Annotated in this window: 16 protein-coding genes and 1 pseudogene; 15 read left to right on the top strand and 2 right to left on the bottom strand. The window is 52.2% G+C overall.

Annotation, left to right across the window (positions count from 1 at the left end; all coding sequences use genetic code 11):
- Positions 1-184: 184 nt before the first annotated feature.
- Positions 185-769 carry a Holliday junction branch migration protein RuvA gene (ruvA, locus tag HMPREF2572_RS10855; RefSeq protein ID WP_070498563.1) on the top strand — a complete coding sequence of 195 codons (585 nt, stop codon included), beginning with the start codon at positions 185-187 and terminating at the stop codon, positions 767-769.
- Between the two features lie 100 nt (positions 770-869).
- On the opposite strand, the gene HMPREF2572_RS10850 is transcribed toward ruvA, so the two are convergent.
- On the bottom strand, positions 870-2,048 hold the full coding sequence (locus HMPREF2572_RS10850) for a phosphoglycerate kinase (protein WP_070498560.1): 1,179 nt from the start codon (positions 2,046-2,048) through the stop codon (positions 870-872).
- A 236-nt stretch (positions 2,049-2,284) separates the two neighbouring features.
- On the opposite strand from HMPREF2572_RS10850, the gene HMPREF2572_RS10845 reads away from it, so the two are divergent.
- Positions 2,285-3,937 carry an ArnT family glycosyltransferase gene (locus tag HMPREF2572_RS10845; RefSeq protein ID WP_070498558.1) on the top strand — a complete coding sequence of 551 codons (1,653 nt, stop codon included), beginning with the start codon at positions 2,285-2,287 and terminating at the stop codon, positions 3,935-3,937.
- Positions 3,938-4,010: 73 nt separating this feature from the next.
- Positions 4,011-4,193: pseudogene (locus HMPREF2572_RS14915) on the top strand (hypothetical protein); the annotation flags it as partial.
- An 81-nt stretch (positions 4,194-4,274) separates the two neighbouring features.
- Here HMPREF2572_RS14915 and HMPREF2572_RS10840 read toward each other — a convergent pair.
- Complete coding sequence (locus HMPREF2572_RS10840) at positions 4,275-5,258, bottom strand: porin (protein WP_070498556.1); 984 nt, start codon at positions 5,256-5,258, stop codon at positions 4,275-4,277.
- Positions 5,259-5,570: 312 nt separating this feature from the next.
- Here HMPREF2572_RS10840 and HMPREF2572_RS10835 point away from each other — a divergent pair, with 312 nt between their 5' ends.
- The 12 genes from HMPREF2572_RS10835 to HMPREF2572_RS10780 all read left to right on the top strand — a co-directional run.
- Entirely contained in the window at positions 5,571-7,196 is a 1,626-nt protein-coding gene (locus HMPREF2572_RS10835; RefSeq protein WP_070498553.1) for a peptide ABC transporter substrate-binding protein, read from the top strand.
- A gap of 104 nt (positions 7,197-7,300) precedes the next feature.
- Positions 7,301-9,097, top strand: a complete 1,797-nt coding sequence (locus HMPREF2572_RS10830; protein ID WP_070498550.1) for an aminopeptidase P family protein — start codon at positions 7,301-7,303, stop codon at positions 9,095-9,097.
- A gap of 31 nt (positions 9,098-9,128) precedes the next feature.
- Complete coding sequence (locus HMPREF2572_RS10825) at positions 9,129-9,350, top strand: hypothetical protein (RefSeq protein WP_070498548.1); 222 nt, start codon at positions 9,129-9,131, stop codon at positions 9,348-9,350.
- Between the two features lie 136 nt (positions 9,351-9,486).
- Complete coding sequence (gene oppB / locus HMPREF2572_RS10820) at positions 9,487-10,407, top strand: oligopeptide ABC transporter permease OppB (protein ID WP_003741770.1); 921 nt, start codon at positions 9,487-9,489, stop codon at positions 10,405-10,407.
- A 72-nt stretch (positions 10,408-10,479) separates the two neighbouring features.
- Entirely contained in the window at positions 10,480-11,388 is a 909-nt protein-coding gene (oppC, locus tag HMPREF2572_RS10815; protein ID WP_070498546.1) for an oligopeptide ABC transporter permease OppC, read from the top strand.
- Positions 11,389-11,410: 22 nt separating this feature from the next.
- Positions 11,411-13,015: an ABC transporter ATP-binding protein gene (locus tag HMPREF2572_RS10810; RefSeq protein ID WP_070498544.1), complete on the top strand. Its 1,605-nt coding sequence runs from the start codon at positions 11,411-11,413 to the stop codon at positions 13,013-13,015.
- 340 nt (positions 13,016-13,355) lie between these two features.
- Positions 13,356-13,829, top strand: coding sequence for a hypothetical protein (locus HMPREF2572_RS10805; protein WP_070498542.1), 474 nt, complete (start codon positions 13,356-13,358; stop codon positions 13,827-13,829).
- 93 nt (positions 13,830-13,922) lie between these two features.
- Positions 13,923-14,519, top strand: a complete 597-nt coding sequence (locus tag HMPREF2572_RS10800) for a hypothetical protein (protein ID WP_070498540.1) — start codon at positions 13,923-13,925, stop codon at positions 14,517-14,519.
- 89 nt (positions 14,520-14,608) lie between these two features.
- Entirely contained in the window at positions 14,609-15,043 is a 435-nt protein-coding gene (locus HMPREF2572_RS10795) for a hypothetical protein (RefSeq protein WP_070498537.1), read from the top strand.
- A 150-nt stretch (positions 15,044-15,193) separates the two neighbouring features.
- Positions 15,194-15,769 carry a hypothetical protein gene (locus HMPREF2572_RS10790; RefSeq protein ID WP_246827813.1) on the top strand — a complete coding sequence of 192 codons (576 nt, stop codon included), beginning with the start codon at positions 15,194-15,196 and terminating at the stop codon, positions 15,767-15,769.
- Positions 15,770-15,816: 47 nt separating this feature from the next.
- Positions 15,817-16,272 (top strand): hypothetical protein, encoded by a 456-nt coding sequence (locus HMPREF2572_RS10785; protein ID WP_070498532.1) that lies wholly within the window; start codon positions 15,817-15,819, stop codon positions 16,270-16,272.
- A gap of 173 nt (positions 16,273-16,445) precedes the next feature.
- A partial coding sequence (locus HMPREF2572_RS10780; protein WP_148132342.1) for a hypothetical protein occupies positions 16,446-16,648 on the top strand: 203 nt, incomplete at its 3' end.

Raw genomic sequence — 16,648 nt, 5'->3', positions numbered from 1 at the left:
AAAGCTGAGTTGAAAAACTCAGCTTTTTTATTATCTTTCGGATGCACGCAAACCAAACCATACGGAAACGCCGTACCGGTTTAAACTGAATCCACCAGACAATCACGGTCGTCTAAAACGCCGCCATCGTACAAAACCGCGTTTTCAGACGACCCCTCTCCCTACAACCCCACTCGGAATCGACATGATCAGCAGACTGACCGGCAAACTCATCGAGAAAAACCCGCCGCAAATCGTCATCGACGTCAACGGCGTCGGCTACGAAGCCGACGTATCCATGCAGACTTTCTACAACCTGCCCGCCTTGGGCGAAACCGTGCAGCTTTACACCCAGCTTGTCGTCCGCGAAGACGCGCATTTATTGTTCGGCTTTGCCACTGCCGACGAGCGGGCGACGTTCCGCCAGTTGGTCAAAGTCAGCGGCATCGGCGCGAAAACCGCGCTGGGCATACTCTCCGCCATGTCCGCCGACGAACTTGCCCGCGCGGTTGCCGACGAAGACATCAAACGCCTGTCCTCCGCGCCCGGCATCGGCAAAAAAACCGCCGAACGCATGGTTTTGGAGCTGCGTGGCAAACTGGTTTCCCATGCCGCTGCCGACGGGCTTTTCGCCGCCACACCCGCCGCCGATGAAACAGACGACATAGTCAACACCCTGATTGCGCTGGGTTACAATGAACGCGAGGCAAAAGCCGCCATCAAGGGCATCCCCAAAGGCACGGAAGTCGGCGAAGGCGTGCGCTTGGCGTTAAAAAATCTGTTGAAATAAAACATACCCCGCCTTACCCTCAAAACGCGGCAACCATACAAAGAGGTCGTCTGAAAACCGATTCAGGTTTTCAGACGACCTCTTTTTTACGTCAAACCGCTTACGCGCCGCGTTTTTCCAAAGCGGCTACGGCGGGCAGCTCTTTGCCTTCCAAGAATTCGAGGAATGCGCCGCCGCCGGTGGAGATGTAGCCGATTTGGTCGGTCACGCCGAATTTGGCAATCGCCGCCAACGTGTCGCCGCCGCCCGCAATCGAGAAGGCTTTGCTTTGGGCGATGGCGTTTGCCAATTCTTTCGTGCCGCCTGCGAACTGGTCAAACTCAAACACGCCGACCGGACCGTTCCACACCACCGTGCCGGCGGCTTTGAGCAACTCGGCAAGCGCGGCGGCGGATTTCGGACCGATGTCCAAAATCATATCGTCTTCGGCAACGTCGGCAATGTCTTTGACGACCGCTTCGGCATCGGCGGCAAAGGTTTTGGCAACGACGACATCGGTCGGCAGCGGTACGGAGCCGCCTTTTGCCGCCATTTTCGCCATGATTTTTTTGGATTCTTCCACCAAATCATGTTCCGCCAGCGATTTGCCGATGGCTTTGCCTTCCGCCAACAGGAAGGTGTTGGCGATGCCGCCGCCGACGATGAGTTGGTCGACTTTGTCCGCCAGCGATTCGAGGATGGTCAGTTTGGTGGACACTTTACTGCCGGCGACAATCGCCACCATCGGGCGCGCGGGCTGTTTCAGGGCTTTGCCCAAAGCGTCGAGTTCGCCCGCCATCAATACGCCGGCGCAGGCAACGGGCGCGGCTTGGGCGACAGCTTCGGTCGAGGCTTGGGCGCGGTGGGCAGTGCCGAACGCGTCGTTGACGAATACGTCGCACAAGGCGGCATAGGCTTTGCCCAGTTCCAAATCGTTTTTCTTCTCGCCTTTGTTGATGCGCACGTTTTGCAGCATGACGACATCGCCCGCATTCAGGGCGGGTTTGTTTTCACGCCAGTCGTTCAATACTTTCACGTCTTTGCCCAACAAACCGCCCAAGTGCGCGGCAACGGGTGCAACGTCGTCTTCAGGATGGAACTCGCCTTCGGTCGGGCGGCCCAAGTGGGTCATCACGATAACGGATGCGCCGTTGTCCAAGCAGTATTTGATGGACGCAAGAGAGGCGCGGATACGGGTGTCGTCGCTGATTTTGCCGTCTTTGAACGGCACGTTCATATCGGCGCGGATGAGGACGGTTTTGCCCTGCACGTTTTGTTCGGTCAGTTTCAGAAATGCCATGATGTATCCTTTGTGAAAGTTGGAAACGGAAATGGGAATGTTCTCAATTATCCGCGAACGGGGCGTATCGGTAAAGGCGGGATTTGCCTGCGCTTGATTTGCGTCAGCGGCAGCGTCGATATAAGGTCGTCTGAAAACGTGGTTTGCATGCAGTAAAACCCAAATCCTTCCTTTCAGACGACCTCCCGCCGAATCTTTGCTAAACTACACGAAAATACGTTCACATCCTCAAAACCATGCTCACTTACACCCCGCCCGACCCGCGCCAACCCGCCAAAACCCATGAAAAACCCTGGCTCTTGCTGCTGATGGCATTTGCCTGGCTGTGGCCGGGCGTGTTTTCGCACGACTTGTGGAATCCCGCCGAACCCACCGTCTTTACCGCCGTTGAAGCCTTAGACGCAGGCGCGACGCCGTTGGTTGCCCATGTGTTGGGACAGCCGGATTTTCAGATTCCGCCCGTCTATTTATGGGTGGCGGCGGCGTTCAAACACCTGTTGTCGCCTTGGGCGGCGGACGCTTATGATGCCGCGCGTTTTGCGGGCGTTTTCTTTACGATTATCGGGCTGACCGCCTGCGGTTTTGCCGGATTCAACTTTTTGGGCAGGCACCACGGGCGCAGCGTCGTCCTCATTCTGATCGGCAGCATCGGGCTACTCTCGGTCGCGCACTTCCTCAACCCCGCTTCCGTCGCCTTTGCCGCGTCGAGCATGATATTGTGCGGCTTTTCGTTGGCGCAACGCCGCGTCATTACCGCCTCCCTGTTGCTGGGCGGCGGCTGGGCGTTGCTGTCGCTCTCATCGGGCTATCTGATGACCGCCGCGCTGATGTTTTTAGCACCCGCCCTGCTGCTCGATGAGAAATGGCGCATCAAACGCTATTACCTGACGCTGGTCGGCGCGTTCGCCATCGGACTGCCGCTCTTGACGGTTTATCCGCTCATCTTCTCCAGAACTCAGCCCGAACTGTTTTCCATCTGGTTGAACCACCACTCGCTCGGCGCATTCGGCGGTTTGGGTGGTTTTCAGACGACCTTCAGCCTGTTCTACTACCTGAAAAACCTGCTCTGGTTTACCCTGCCCGCATGGCTGCTCGCCGCATGGACGTTAAGCCGCCCCCGCATCCGCGAAAAAAACTGGAGCGTATTGTGCATTTCGTGGTTCCTCATCGTCCTCAGCATTCTTGCCGTCAGCCCGCAACGCCTGCAAGACAACCTCGTTTGGCTGCTGCCCCCGCTCGCCCTGCTCGGCGCGGCGCAACTGGACGGACTGCGGCGCGGCGCGGCGGCGTTTATCAACTGGTTCGGCGTCATGGCGTTCGGACTTTTCGCCATTTTCCTGTGGACGGGCTTCTTCGCCATGAACTACGGCTGGCCTGCCAAACTCGCCGAACGCGCCGCCTATTTCAGCCCGTATTACACGCCCGACATCGACCCGATACCGATGGCGGTCGCCCTGCTGTTTACCCCATTGTGGCTGTGGGCGATTACCCGCAAAAACATCCGCGGCAGACAGGCAGTGACCAACTGGGCGGCAGGCGTTACGCTGGCATGGGCATTGCTGATGACCCTGTTCCTGCCGTGGCTCGACGCCGCCAAAAGCCACGCGCCCGTCGTCCTCCAAATGGAAGCCGCCCTCTCCCCCGAACTGAAACAACGGCTTTCAGACGACCTCGAATGTATCAGCATCGCCAACGAAGACTACCGCGCGCGTATCGCCTGGGCGCAATACAGCGACTTGACACTCCATATCGACGACGCTGCCTGCCGCTACCGTCTGGTGCAGCAGCCTAAAAATACCGACGCGCCGCCGGGCTGGACGAAAATCTGGCAGGGTGCGAGACCGAGAAACAAAGTGGAAGGCTTCGCCTTGCTGGAGAAAGCGGAATGAATCCGCTAGGGGCGTGAATGGCAAACGTCGTCTGAAAATGAGTTTCAGACGACGTTTTTTCATGGGGATTTGAGTATCGGAAACATCGTTTGCAAGAATGCGTCTGACAGGCATTTGTTATAGTGGATTAACTTTAAATCAGGACAAGGCGACGAAGCCGCAGATAGTACATCAGGACAAGGCGACGAAGCCGCAGACAGTACAAATAGTACGGCAAGGCGAGGCAACGCCGTACTGGTTTAAAGTTGATCCACTATAAACACAAAGGTCGTCTGAAAACCCATATTCAGATTTTCAGACGACCTTTTATGCCGCAAATTATGCTTCAAATCCCGTGTTATTGCAGGCTGTGTTCCAATGACACGCCTGCCGCCCAGCCGGTTTTGGGGTCTTTGCTTTCTTTGACTACGCCTGAGTTGAACGAGAGGGTCGTGCGTTTGGAGAATTTGTATTCGGTGTTGAACGCGAGCTGTTTGTAGTTCTTGCCGGTATCGGAGCGGCCGTAGGCGACGCCGAGTTTGGGGGTGATGTTGCCCATGGTGTAGCCGGCGGTAACTTGGAAATCGCGGGTGTTGGTATTGGTTTTGGTTTCGTCTTCCCAGTGGAATTTGTCGGCGACATTGCGGGCGTACATCATACCGGCGGCGAGGTAGAGATTGTCTTTGTCGTAGCCGACTTTCATGGAATGAACCTGTCTGTCTTTGGTATCGTCAGGCGAGCCGTTGCGGGCGTATTCGAGGGCGTAGTGGGCGTTGAAGCCGTTGGTCGGGTGTTTGTAGTGCAAGCCTAAGCCCGCCATCCAGTCGCCGTTGCGCTTTCTGTCTTTGTATTTGTTGGCACCGGGCGCGATTTGGACGCGGTAGTTGAAGCCGTTGTCGAAGGTTTTGGATTCGTAGTTCAGGGCGATTTCACGGCCGCCGAAACGGGTCATGCGCCCCATGGTTTGGGTATGGTTGTTGCCGTTGAATGCGTCTTGTTCGCCGGTCAGGTAGTGCATGGGGGTACTGAGCCAGCCGGCGCGGACGGTACCGAAATCGCCGCGCAGACCGATATAGGAGTCGTCCGTACTCCAGCCGTTGTAGTCGAAGGCGACGAATGAATTGACGCCGTAGATGAGCTTGAGGTCTTTGTCGAGTTTTTCACTGCCCATAATCCAGATGCGGCTGTTGTTGTCGGATATATCGGTAGCGGATTGGCCTTTGCCGTTGCGTTCGTGTTCGATAGAAGTAAATATCCGTCCGCCGATTTTGGCTTCATTGTCGGATGCCAAAGCGGGAACGGCAAGCGGGACGGCAACCGCAATCATCAGCAACTTCTTCATTTTATTCTCCTTTTGTTTGATTTTTCTGAACTTTTGTTTCGACAGGGTTTTATACTATTTTAGGCTTGCAAAAAAATCAATATTTTTGTAATCGCTTGTAACTTTTATTTTTAAAAATGTTTTTTATGGCGTTTTTTTGTGTTATCTTGCAAACCAATTCCAAGAACAGGCGGATTTTTTCAGATATTTATAGAGAATAAATCTTTTTACCCGCGTAAATTCAGAATATTTCCCTATCTTGTAGTCGTATGTAATTTTTTTATTTCTACAAGACGCAAACGGAGGGGAGATAAGGAAAAGAGGAGAAACAACGTGCTGCCGACCAAACTTTATTCCGTATCGGCTTTATCGCTTGCCGTGGTGCTTGCGCTGTCGGCGTGCAACCGCGAAGTCAAGCCCGCGCCTGAATTCAAACGCAGCGAATACAATAAAATCGTCATCAGCAATGCGGTCGAACCGAGTACGCTCGACCCGCAAAAAAGCTCGGATATGGCGGCAGGCGCGATTATCCGTCAGATGATGGACGGCTTGGTCGGTACGGATGACGAAGGCAAAACCATTCCCGCGCTGGCGTTGAAATGGGAGCCGTCGGACGAAGGGCGCGTTTGGACGTTCCACCTGCGCGATGCGAAATGGAGCAACGGCGACCCGATTACCGCCGAAGATTTCGTGTACAGCTTCCGCCGTCTCGCCGATCCCGAAACCGCCGCGCCTTACAGCAGCTACTTGGAGGACGCGAAAGTACAGGGAGCGGCGGAGATTTTACAAGGCAAGGCGAAGCCGGATACTTTGGGCGTGAAGGCTTTGGACGCGAAAACACTGCAATTCACGCTCACCGCGCCTGTGCCGTATTTCCCCGATATGATGGTTCAGCAATTCACCTATCCCGTCCACCGCGCCACCGTCGAGAAACTCGGTGAAAAATGGACGCAGCCGGGCAATTATGTCTCCAGCGGCGCATACATCCTCAAAGAATGGCACGTCAACAGCCACATCACCATGGATAAAAACCCCGCTTATTACGACAGCAAAAAAGTATCCATCCCGCAGGCGGTATTCCTCGCCAGCGGCAAAGAATACGACCGCTACCGCGCCGACGAAGTGGACGTTACCTACAGCATTCCTTCCGATCAGATCAAGATTGCCGAAAAAGAATTTCCCGGACAGGTTCGGCGCGCGACTTTGCTGTGTTCTTGGTTTTTAGAGCCGAACTTGGAATCCGCCGAATTTAAAAATCCCAAAGTCCGCCGCGCGCTCAACCTGCTGACCGACCGCGCCATCATTACCAAAGTTGCCAGACGCGGCGACAAGGAAGCGTTCCAGCTTACCCCGCCGAATATGCAGGGCGGCGGCGAGTCTGCCCCCGCGTGGAAGCCGCTCAAGCGCGAAGCGCGTATCGCCGAAGCAGAAAAACTCTTGCGCGAAGCGGGTTACAGCGAAGAGAAACCGTTCGAGTTCCAAATCGTCTATACCACCAGCGAGGCCGCCAAAAAACAAATCACCGCGCTGCAATCCATTTGGAAGGCGACCGTGCCGTTCGTTCGCCCCACGTTGATGAACGAAGAATGGAAAACCTTCTTGGACAAGCGCATGCAGGGCAATTTCAGCATGGCGTTCGCGGGCTGGTGTTCCGACTACAACGACCCTGCGGGCATGCTCAATATTTTCAAATCCAACAATCCGAACAACGCCTTCCATTACAAGAATCCCGAATTCGACAAGCTGATGGACAGCACGCTCGAAGCGGGTATTTCCGCCGAAGAACGCGCCCGCCGCTACGTCAGCGCCGAGGCGATGCTGCAACGCGACGACGCCTTTATCCCGCTCTACCACCAAGTCAGCATCAATCTGGTGAAACCCGACATCCAAGGCTACTCCGACCGTGACCCGCTGAAAAACTACACCGTCAAGAATTGGTCATTTGCACCCAAGAAGTGATTTGATAACATAGACACGTTTTTCAGACGACCTCCCTGTACATCAAGTTAATCGGCTATAAAAAGGTCGTCTGAAACCGCGAAACCTTATTGGAGAATCCGTTCATGAATACCGTATCGAATTACCTGTCCGCATTGCGCGAAGCCATGAAGGCGCAAGGCTTGGACGCACTCGTCATCCCCTCCGCCGACCCCCATCTTTCCGAATACCTGCCTGCACACTGGCAGGCGCGCCGCGAATTGTCGGGCTTTACCGGCTCAGTCGGCACTTTCGTCGTTACCGCCGATGAAGCGGGCGTGTGGGTGGACAGCCGCTATTGGGAGCAGGCGACCAAACAGCTTGCAGGCAGCGGCATCGGGCTGCAAAAAAGCGGGCAAGTTCCGCCGTACAACGAATGGCTTGCGGCAAACCTGCCCGAAAACGCCGCCGTCGGCATCCCTTCCGATATGGTCTCGCTCACCGGCAAACGCACTTTGGCGCAATCCCTAGCCGCCAAAAATATCCGCATCGAACACCCCGACGACCTGCTTGACCGCGTATGGAGCAGCCGCCCAGCCATCCCTGCCGAAACCGTGTTCATCCACGACCCCGCCTACGTCTCCGAAACCGCCGCCGAGAAACTCGCCCGCGTGCGTGCCGTCATGGCGGAAAAAGGCGCGGATTACCACTTGGTTTCCTCGCTTGACGACATCGCTTGGCTGACCAACCTGCGCGGCAGCGATGTGCCTTTCAACCCCGTTTTCGTGTCCTTCCTGCTGATCGGCAAAGACAACGCCGTCCTGTTTACCGACCAAGGTCGTCTGAACGCCGAAGCCGCCGCCGCACTGCAAACCGCCGGCATCACGGTCGAACCTTACGCCCAAGTTGCCGACAAACTCGCGCAAATCGGCGGCACGCTGCTCATCGAGCCGAACAAAACCGCCGTCAGCACCCTCGTGCGCCTGCCCGAAAGCGTGCGCCTTATCGAGAGCATCAACCCGTCCACCTTCTTCAAATCCGTCAAATCCGAAGCCGACATCGCCCACATCCGCGAAGCGATGGAACACGACGGCGCAGCGTTGTGCGGCTTCTTCGCCGAGTTTGAAGACATCATCGCCAACGGCGGCAGCCTGACCGAAATCGACGTGGACACCATGCTCCACCGCTACCGCAGCGCACGTCCGGGCTTCATCTCATTGAGTTTCGACACCATCGCAGGCTTCAACGCCAACGCCGCCCTGCCGCATTACAGCGCGACGCCTGAAAGCCACAGCACCATCAGCGGCAACGGTCTGCTGCTCATCGACTCCGGCGCGCAATACAAAGGCGGCACGACCGACATCACCCGCGTCGTCCCCGTCGGCACGCCGACCGCCGAACAAAAACGCGACAACACGCTGGTTCTCAAAGCCCATATCGCGCTTGCCGAAGCCGTGTTCCCCGAAAACATCCTCTCGCCGATGATAGACGCCATCTGCCGCAAACCCTTGTGGCAGGCGCAATGCGACTACGGTCATGGTACAGGACACGGCGTAGGCTATTTCCTCAACGTCCACGAAGGCCCGCAAGTCATCGCCTGCGCCGCCGTTCCCGGCCCGCAGCACGCCATGAAAAAAGGCATGGTTACCTCCATCGAACCCGGACTCTACCGTCCCGGCAAATGGGGCATCCGCATTGAGAACCTCGCCACCAACCAAGCCGTCGCCAATCCGCAGGAAACCGAGTTCGGCAGCTTCCTCTACTTCGAAACCCTGACCCTCTGCCCCATCGACACCCGCCTGATGGATACCGCCATGATGACCGACGGCGAAATCGACTGGGTCAACCACTACCACACTGAAGTCCGCCGCCGCCTCGAGCCGCTGACCGAAGGCGCGGCAAAAGCATGGCTGATCAAACGCACCGAACCGCTCGCGCGTTAACGGCGAAGGTCGTCTGAAAAACGACTGTGGCGTGGGTTCTAACCACGAACCCGCGCCAACATCAAAAGGTCGTCTGAAAAGCGACCGCAGCGTGGGCTTTGCCCACAAAAAGCACCAGCAAACAAGGTCGTCTGAAACCAAAATCCCGTTTTCAGACGATCTCCGAAACAAACCCCAAACGCAGGCTTCCGCCCGCAACAGCCACAATAAAAAACCGTCCGAAATCCCATCCCAAGTTTTCAGACGACCATAAAACAAAAGCCCGCACACCCAAAACCAAGGGCCTGACTACAAAGAAGAGAAAACCAATCCAAGCGTCCGAACCCCGTTCAGACCGCCTTCCCGTATTCAGGCATATTCCGACCCACCAAGCCCCGAGCAGGTACGATATGCTGAAATTCATCATCCGCCGCATACTTTCCGCCATCCCCACCATGCTGGTACTGATTACCGTCTCATTCTTCCTGATGCGGCTCGCACCCGGCAGCCCCTTCACCGGCGACAAAAACGTACCGCCCGCCGTACTGGCAAACATCGAAGCCAAATACCACCTGAACGACCCGATGTACCTGCAATACTTCAACTATCTCAAACAACTCGCCCACGGCGACCTCGGTCCCTCGTTCAAATACAAAGATTACAACGTCAACGAGCTGCTCGCCCAAGCCCTGCCCGTTTCCGTCGAACTGGGCGTGTACGCCTTCATCATCTCCACCGTCTTGGGCGTACTCATGGGCACCATCGCCGCACTCAGGCGCAACACATGGGCGGACTACACCATCATGACCGCCGCCATGACCGGCATCGTCGTCCCCAGCTTCGTCAAAGCCCCCATCATGATTTTCATCTTCGCCATCACCCTCAAATGGCTGCCCGCCGGCGGCTGGAATGACGGCTCGTTAACCAGCCTCATCATGCCCGTCGCCGCCCTCTCCATCGGCTATGTCGCAGGCCTCGCCCGCATCACGCGCGGCGCGATGATAGAAGTGTTGAACAGCCCCTACATCCGCACCGCCCGCGCCAAAGGACTATCAATGAACAGCATCGTCCTGCGCCACGCACTGCGTCCCGCCATGCTGCCCATCCTCTCCTATCTCGTTCCCGCCTTCGTCGGTATCATCACCGGCGCCATCGTTATCGAAAGCGTCTTCGGACTGCCCGGCATCGGACAACTCTTCGTCAACGGCGCGCTCAACCGCGACTACGGCATGATCTTGGGGCTAACCATCCTCGTCGGCGTACTGACCATCGTCTTCAACGCCATACTCGACATCCTCTACGCCCTGATCGACCCCAAAATCCGCTATTAAAAGCAAAAAAGGTCGTCTGAAAACCGGTTTTGCCGTTTTCAGACGACCCCCGAACAAAAAACGGAGAACACCATGCTATTCAACAAGAAAAATTCCCGCGCCATAGCAGAAGCCGCCGAACAGGCACAAGTACACGGACGCAGCCTGTGGCAGGACGCATGGCGGCGTTTCAGCAACAACAAAGCCGCCCTGTGCAGCGTCTTCATCCTTGCCGCCATTATCCTCTTCGTTATCACCGTCCCCTGGGTCAGCGCCTACACCTACGATTACACCGACTGGGACAACATGCAAATCCCGCCTTCCTTCGCCACCCGCCACTACTTCGGCACCGACCTACTCGGACGCGACCTCCTCACCCGAGCAGCCGCCGGCGGACGCATTTCCCTGCTCATCGGCATCGCAGGCGCACTCGTCGCCGTCGTCATCGGCACGCTCTACGGCGCGCTCGCAGGCTTTTTCGGCGGCAAACTCGACTCCGTCATGATGCGCCTGCTCGAAATCCTCAACGCCTTTCCTTTTATGTTTTTCGTCATCCTGTTGACCACCTTCTTCGGACGCAACCTCTTACTCATCTTCGTCGCCATCGGACTCGTCTCATGGCTGGATGTCGCCCGCATCGTCCGCGGTCAAACCCTCAGCCTCAAACACAAAGAATTCGTCGAAGCCGCCCGCATCACAGGCGTATCCCGCCGCCGCATCGTTACCCGCCACATCATCCCCAACGTACTCGGCGTCGTCATGGTTTACGCCTCCCTACTCGTACCCGGCATGATCATGTTCGAATCCTTCCTCAGCTTCCTCGGATTGGGCGTACAAGAACCCAAGACCAGTTGGGGTTCCATGCTCCAAGAAGGCGCAGCCTCCATGGAAGCCGCCCCGTGGCAGCTCCTCGTCCCCTGCTTCTTCCTCGTCGCCACCCTCTTCTGCTTCAATTTCATCGGCGACGGCCTGCGCGACGCACTCGACCCCAAAGACCGCTGACACACACAACGAGGACACACCCATGACCACCCCATTACTCACCGTCGAAAACCTCGACATCCGCTTCCAGCTCCACGAAAAAACCGTCCACGCCGTGCGCAACATCAGCTTTCAGGTCGCCAAAGGCGAAACCCTCGCCCTCGTCGGCGAATCCGGTTCCGGCAAATCCGTTACCGCCATGTCCCTCATGCGCCTCCTGCCCGAAAACACCACCCTTTACGGACAAGACTCGCGCATCACCTTCGACGGCACATCCATCCTCGACGCAGACGAAAAAACCCTCCGCAGCCTGCGCGGCGGACGCATCAGCTTCATCTTCCAAGAGCCCATGACCTCGCTCAACCCCTTCATGAAAATCGGCACCCAGCTCACAGAAGCCCTGCGCGTCCACAACAAAACCGTCACCCGCAAAGCCGCCCGCGAACGCATCCTCGACCTCCTCAACCGCGTCGGCATCCGCGAAGCAGAACGTCGTCTGAAACAATACCCACACGAATTCTCAGGCGGCCAGCTCCAGCGCATCATGATCGCCATGGCTCTGCTCAACGACCCCGCCCTGCTCATCGCCGACGAACCCACCACCGCCCTCGACGTCACCATTCAAGCAGAAATTCTCGACCTCCTCCACGACCTCCAAAAACAAATGGGCATGGCGATTATCTTCATCACCCACGACCTCGGACTCGCCGAACACTACGCCGAAACCGTCTGCGTCATGAAAGACGGCGAAATCGTCGAGCGCGGCAAAATCAAACAAGTTTTCGCCAACCCGACCCACCCCTACACCGCCCAACTCATCCACTCCGTCCCCAAAGGCATGAAAGACCCCATAGAAGGCAACCCGCCCGAGCTCATCCGCGCAGACGGCATCAACGTCCACTTCACCCTCAAACACAACTTCTTCGGCAAACCCCTCAAAACCTTCCACGCCGTCAAAAACATCAGCCTCGCCATCCGCCAAGGCGAAACCCTCGGCATCGTCGGCGAATCCGGTTCCGGCAAATCCACGCTCGGCAAAGCCATCATGCAAATGCTCCCCTACCAAGGCAGCATACACTTCGACGGCAGCGACCTCGCCGCCCTCACCCCCGAGCGCGCGCGCCAGCTCAAAGCCGAACGCCAAATGGTCTTCCAAGACCCCTACGGCTCACTCTCCCCCCGCCTCACCGTCGGCGAAATCATAGGCGAAGGCCTCACCGTCCACCGCCCCGAAATGACCAAAGCCCAACGCACCGAACTCGTCCTCAAAGTCCTAGACGAAGTCTCTCTGCCCGCCGACGCCCTCAACCGCTACCCGCACGAATTCTCAGGTGGACAACGCCAACGCATCGCCATCGCCCGCGCCCTCATCCTGCGGCCCAAGTTCATCCTCCTCGACGAACCCACCTCCGCCCTCGACCGCTCCGTCCAAATCAAAGTCGTCGAACTGCTGCGCGGACTCCAAACCAAATACGGACTGACCTACATCTTCATCAGCCACGACCTCTCCGTCGTCCGCGCCGTCAGCGACAACGTCGCCGTCATGCAGCACGGAGAACTCGTCGAATACGGCAGCGCAGACCAAATCTTCCACCACCCGCAGAAAGACTACACCAAACGCCTCATCAACGCCGCCTTCGACCTCTGACCCAAGGTCGTCTGAAACCCAACGTAGCGTGGGCTCCGCCCACGAATTCCACAAATACCAAAAGGTCGTCTGAAACCCAACTTTCAGATGACCTTCTTTCATCCCCAATCCATTCATCTCCCTCCCTTACAAAACCACCCATACAACATCTTTACCTCTTATCCTCCGTTGTTTATCCTACCTGTCATTTTGACTTATATTCAGACTTTCATCATAAACCCATCCAAACCGTCATGGCTGACCGCTAGTCCTACCCCGTTCTTTCTCTGCCATGTTTACCAAAAGCTATTCGAAAACAGACAAAACCTGCTTTTGCTGCCTTATCAAGAGGAATTAAAGAGTGTCGAAAGGTAAATATTTACTTTATATCGCGGTTATATTTCTAGCCTCATGTATTGTTTCTTTTAATGGTTATGATCTGCAACCTAAAAATTATGTGATCAACAAAGAATTTGATGAAGTTGTATTTGATATGGATTTTATCAATACAAAACAGGAAATGATAAATAATTTAAAAAGAACAAATCTACATCACGCTAATTGCGAAAGCAGTGAAAGAGTATATCTTGTAAAGTTATTGGGTTTTGTTGATTCGGAATCTAGTGATATAAAAAATAGCCAGAGTGATAGGTTGACAGGAAGTGTACGATTATGCAGCAACGATGACCGATTTAATTGTGTACAGGATAAATTTAAACAAAAAAGATATACATTTAAATGTATAGCTGTGTTCTATGAAGGAATGGATCGTGGTTATCGATCCAAGCCTTTTGTCATCGACTTTGATACACGAACGCTTAAAAAAGAGCTGTAAGCCTAGATTGGGCTGAACCCAATATTTTTAGCGATTTGAAGGTGTCATTGAGCTACGCCCAATCTACTTACCCTCTTTGCTAAAGGTTACATCATGAGATCTTTTATCATATCTATAATCCTGTTTTGTTCATCCGGCTTTTGCATCGCCCAGGAAATTCATCCCATTAAAAGTGATGGATCATGTGATGATCAGAATTACAAATTAAGCCTTTTCAAAACAAATGATGCTTTATTTTCGGCATCACACTGCATCACCATTCATAATGAAGAAATAGACGAAATCAACGGAATAGATGGAATAGAAGAAATAATCCATAACAGTATATTGGTTAATGGAAAAAAATATGAATTAAAAAATTTTAGAAAAGAGAATAGTCCAAGTAGGAAAATCAACTTGGAAGCAGTAAGCGTGTATAAGGACAATCGCCATCCTCCATTGCTTATTATTCTATTTTCAGAGGAATTTTGTTGTTACCCTCAACCTGAGGGTAAAGATTATACGATTCATTTATATAAAATTTATAAAGATGAGGAAAATAGTAAAATACAAATTATATCTGTAGATCATATTTTAGGTAAAAATGTTTCAGGATATGATGGTGGCTCTGATGTAAAAACGAAATTTAAATTAAAAAATATCAGGGAAATAAAAAAATATTTAAATAAGAAGAAAGCTCTTCTTAATTAATGTATTGAGTAGGTACAGATTGAGTTGAAGTCCAAAATTGATAAAGGTCATCTGAGACTTTTCAGACGACCTTCTTTTGAAGTGGAATCATGTTTAAAAAATTTGCTTTAATACCCATTTTGTTAACTATAATTTTTTCTTATTTTTATTTTAGATATAGCGCATATTGCCATTATAAAGAAAAGACTTTACCTAGTTATCAAGTTCCTAGTGATGGAGACCAATGTGAAAGGTTTGGCGTAAGTGAAAATAAAAAAATTGTTGTTTGTTTGGACAGTATAGGAAATTTTTTAAGCATAGACGGTCTCAACTCCGGTATCTATTTATATGATGACCAAGGTAAATTACTGTCTTTTTATTATCTCTATAATGAAGTTTGGCTAGGAATGCCATTAGACTTGAACTTAGATGAAGAAGGTATATTCGATTTAGGTCTATATGCTCAAGCAGAATCCTTTTCTATAAACCCATCTATTTTCCATAGGATAGAAGCAAAATTTATTGATAATTTATGCCATAAATAAAATTTTAATCTATATTATTTTATATAATTCAATTATTTAAAAGCCGGGCGGGAATCTGCCGGTATTTTTATCCTTAAATAATATTGTTTCAATCCCCAATTGAAGTAGTTTTAAAATAATAGGCAAAGTTTATGAAAAAGAAAAAAAATAGTGAAATGGTTTGGTTTCTTTATATTGATATTTGGGTTGGTTGAGTATTGGCGAATAACGGGGATGGGAGAAGAGATAAAAAATCTTTCCGTGAGCAGTGATTGTTACCAAAATAAATATTTAGTGAACTATCAAGAAGGTTCTTGTGGACTATATTTTATGCAAAATCCTGAAGCAATTTATCGGGAATTACGCTACAAAGATAACCCCGAATGTGAGTATTTATATCAACATAAAGTAGAACGTTTAGAACAAATAGAATTGGAAAAAAAGATTTTGGCAGATAATCGCAGAATTTTGAAAAATAGAAAAACTTTTGCCTGTACAGGATGGAACGGTTTTAGGACAGCAATCTTTATTGCCGATGAAAAGGATAATTTGCTCTACTATTATCGAGATACATTCCCATTTGGTACGGAATGGGTTCCTGAAAATTTTGCAAGACCCTCTATAGATGATGAATATATCGGCTGGAGTGGCGGACCTGACGGCGGTCCTGTTGCTCCACTGCATCCCAACCTCCTTCAACGGATAGATGCAAAAATTATCCAATGGCTGGTTGAATTGTTTTATTGAGCAGAAAGAGCTCCTCCACCTTTGAACCTTTGGTTTCCTAACCTATCATGAAAAAAATAATTTTCCTAATATTGCTTTGCGTGTTTCCCTTTGTGATACATGACTTCATTACTGAACAAAAACGACAAATCGTCATCCATAATTCATCTCCTTATTGGCTGCAAGTCAACGTTTATAGAAAGTATGACAATCAGACTGAGGATGAAGCAATAGAAAATTACTGGAACTTCAATTTAGAGAAGAATGAATCTTCCCCGATCTACTTCTCATATAATAAAAAAAATATTAATGAAAGCCTCTATCTTGGTTTTTCTTTTTTCCAGCCAGATAATGATGATGTATTCTATACAGATGAATCTGTACCAACTCCAAAGCAGAAGTTCATGGAAATTCATCGCGACTCGGGCGATTTCTGTGAGAGGCATATTTATCTTGGGAGCAGTGGAGAGATAATTAAAGATGAAGCAGTTAAAGGATTTTGCTTGGGGCGATTATTAAGTTAAATCCTTCATTATTTGAATCCTTGACTAAGTTTCAAGCAAATACAGATTGAATTTATAAAGGTCGTCTGAAACCTCCATTCAGACGACCTTTCTACCGTTTATCCCATTTGCTTTACCGTTGATGACGTTCAAGTTACCATACGAACCTCATTGTCATCTTTAAATTCAACGCCATGACTGCCTGCCAATCCTACCATCTCACCTTCGCCCGTTTCTCCCCGTCCCTCTCCGTTCGTTCTTTCATCGCCTCTGAAGCCGCCAACACCGCCTACTGCGTCGAAATCACCTCCACCTCCACCGATTCCTCACTGCCGCTGTCTTCCTACCTCAACCAACGCGCAGCGTTTGAAATCCGTCCGCAGGAAGCCGTATTGTC

Origin of the sequence: Neisseria sp. HMSC064E01 (genome assembly GCF_001808875.1) — a bacterium.
GTDB classification, from domain to species: domain Bacteria; phylum Pseudomonadota; class Gammaproteobacteria; order Burkholderiales; family Neisseriaceae; genus Neisseria; species Neisseria sicca_A.
Note: the sequence above shows the minus strand (reverse complement) of the source record. Positions and strands in the feature narration are given on the sequence as shown.

Coding starts and splice junctions, on each gene's coding strand:
- ruvA (WP_070498563.1), top strand. CDS start 185: ATGATCAGCAGACTGACCGGCAAACTCATCGAGAAAAACCCGCCGCAA.
- HMPREF2572_RS10850 (WP_070498560.1), bottom strand. CDS start 2,048: ATGGCATTTCTGAAACTGACCGAACAAAACGTGCAGGGCAAAACCGTC.
- HMPREF2572_RS10845 (WP_070498558.1), top strand. CDS start 2,285: ATGCTCACTTACACCCCGCCCGACCCGCGCCAACCCGCCAAAACCCAT.
- HMPREF2572_RS10840 (WP_070498556.1), bottom strand. CDS start 5,258: ATGAAGAAGTTGCTGATGATTGCGGTTGCCGTCCCGCTTGCCGTTCCC.
- HMPREF2572_RS10830 (WP_070498550.1), top strand. CDS start 7,301: ATGAATACCGTATCGAATTACCTGTCCGCATTGCGCGAAGCCATGAAG.
- oppB (WP_003741770.1), top strand. CDS start 9,487: ATGCTGAAATTCATCATCCGCCGCATACTTTCCGCCATCCCCACCATG.
- oppC (WP_070498546.1), top strand. CDS start 10,480: ATGCTATTCAACAAGAAAAATTCCCGCGCCATAGCAGAAGCCGCCGAA.
- HMPREF2572_RS10810 (WP_070498544.1), top strand. CDS start 11,411: ATGACCACCCCATTACTCACCGTCGAAAACCTCGACATCCGCTTCCAG.
- HMPREF2572_RS10800 (WP_070498540.1), top strand. CDS start 13,923: ATGAGATCTTTTATCATATCTATAATCCTGTTTTGTTCATCCGGCTTT.
- HMPREF2572_RS10795 (WP_070498537.1), top strand. CDS start 14,609: ATGTTTAAAAAATTTGCTTTAATACCCATTTTGTTAACTATAATTTTT.
- HMPREF2572_RS10785 (WP_070498532.1), top strand. CDS start 15,817: ATGAAAAAAATAATTTTCCTAATATTGCTTTGCGTGTTTCCCTTTGTG.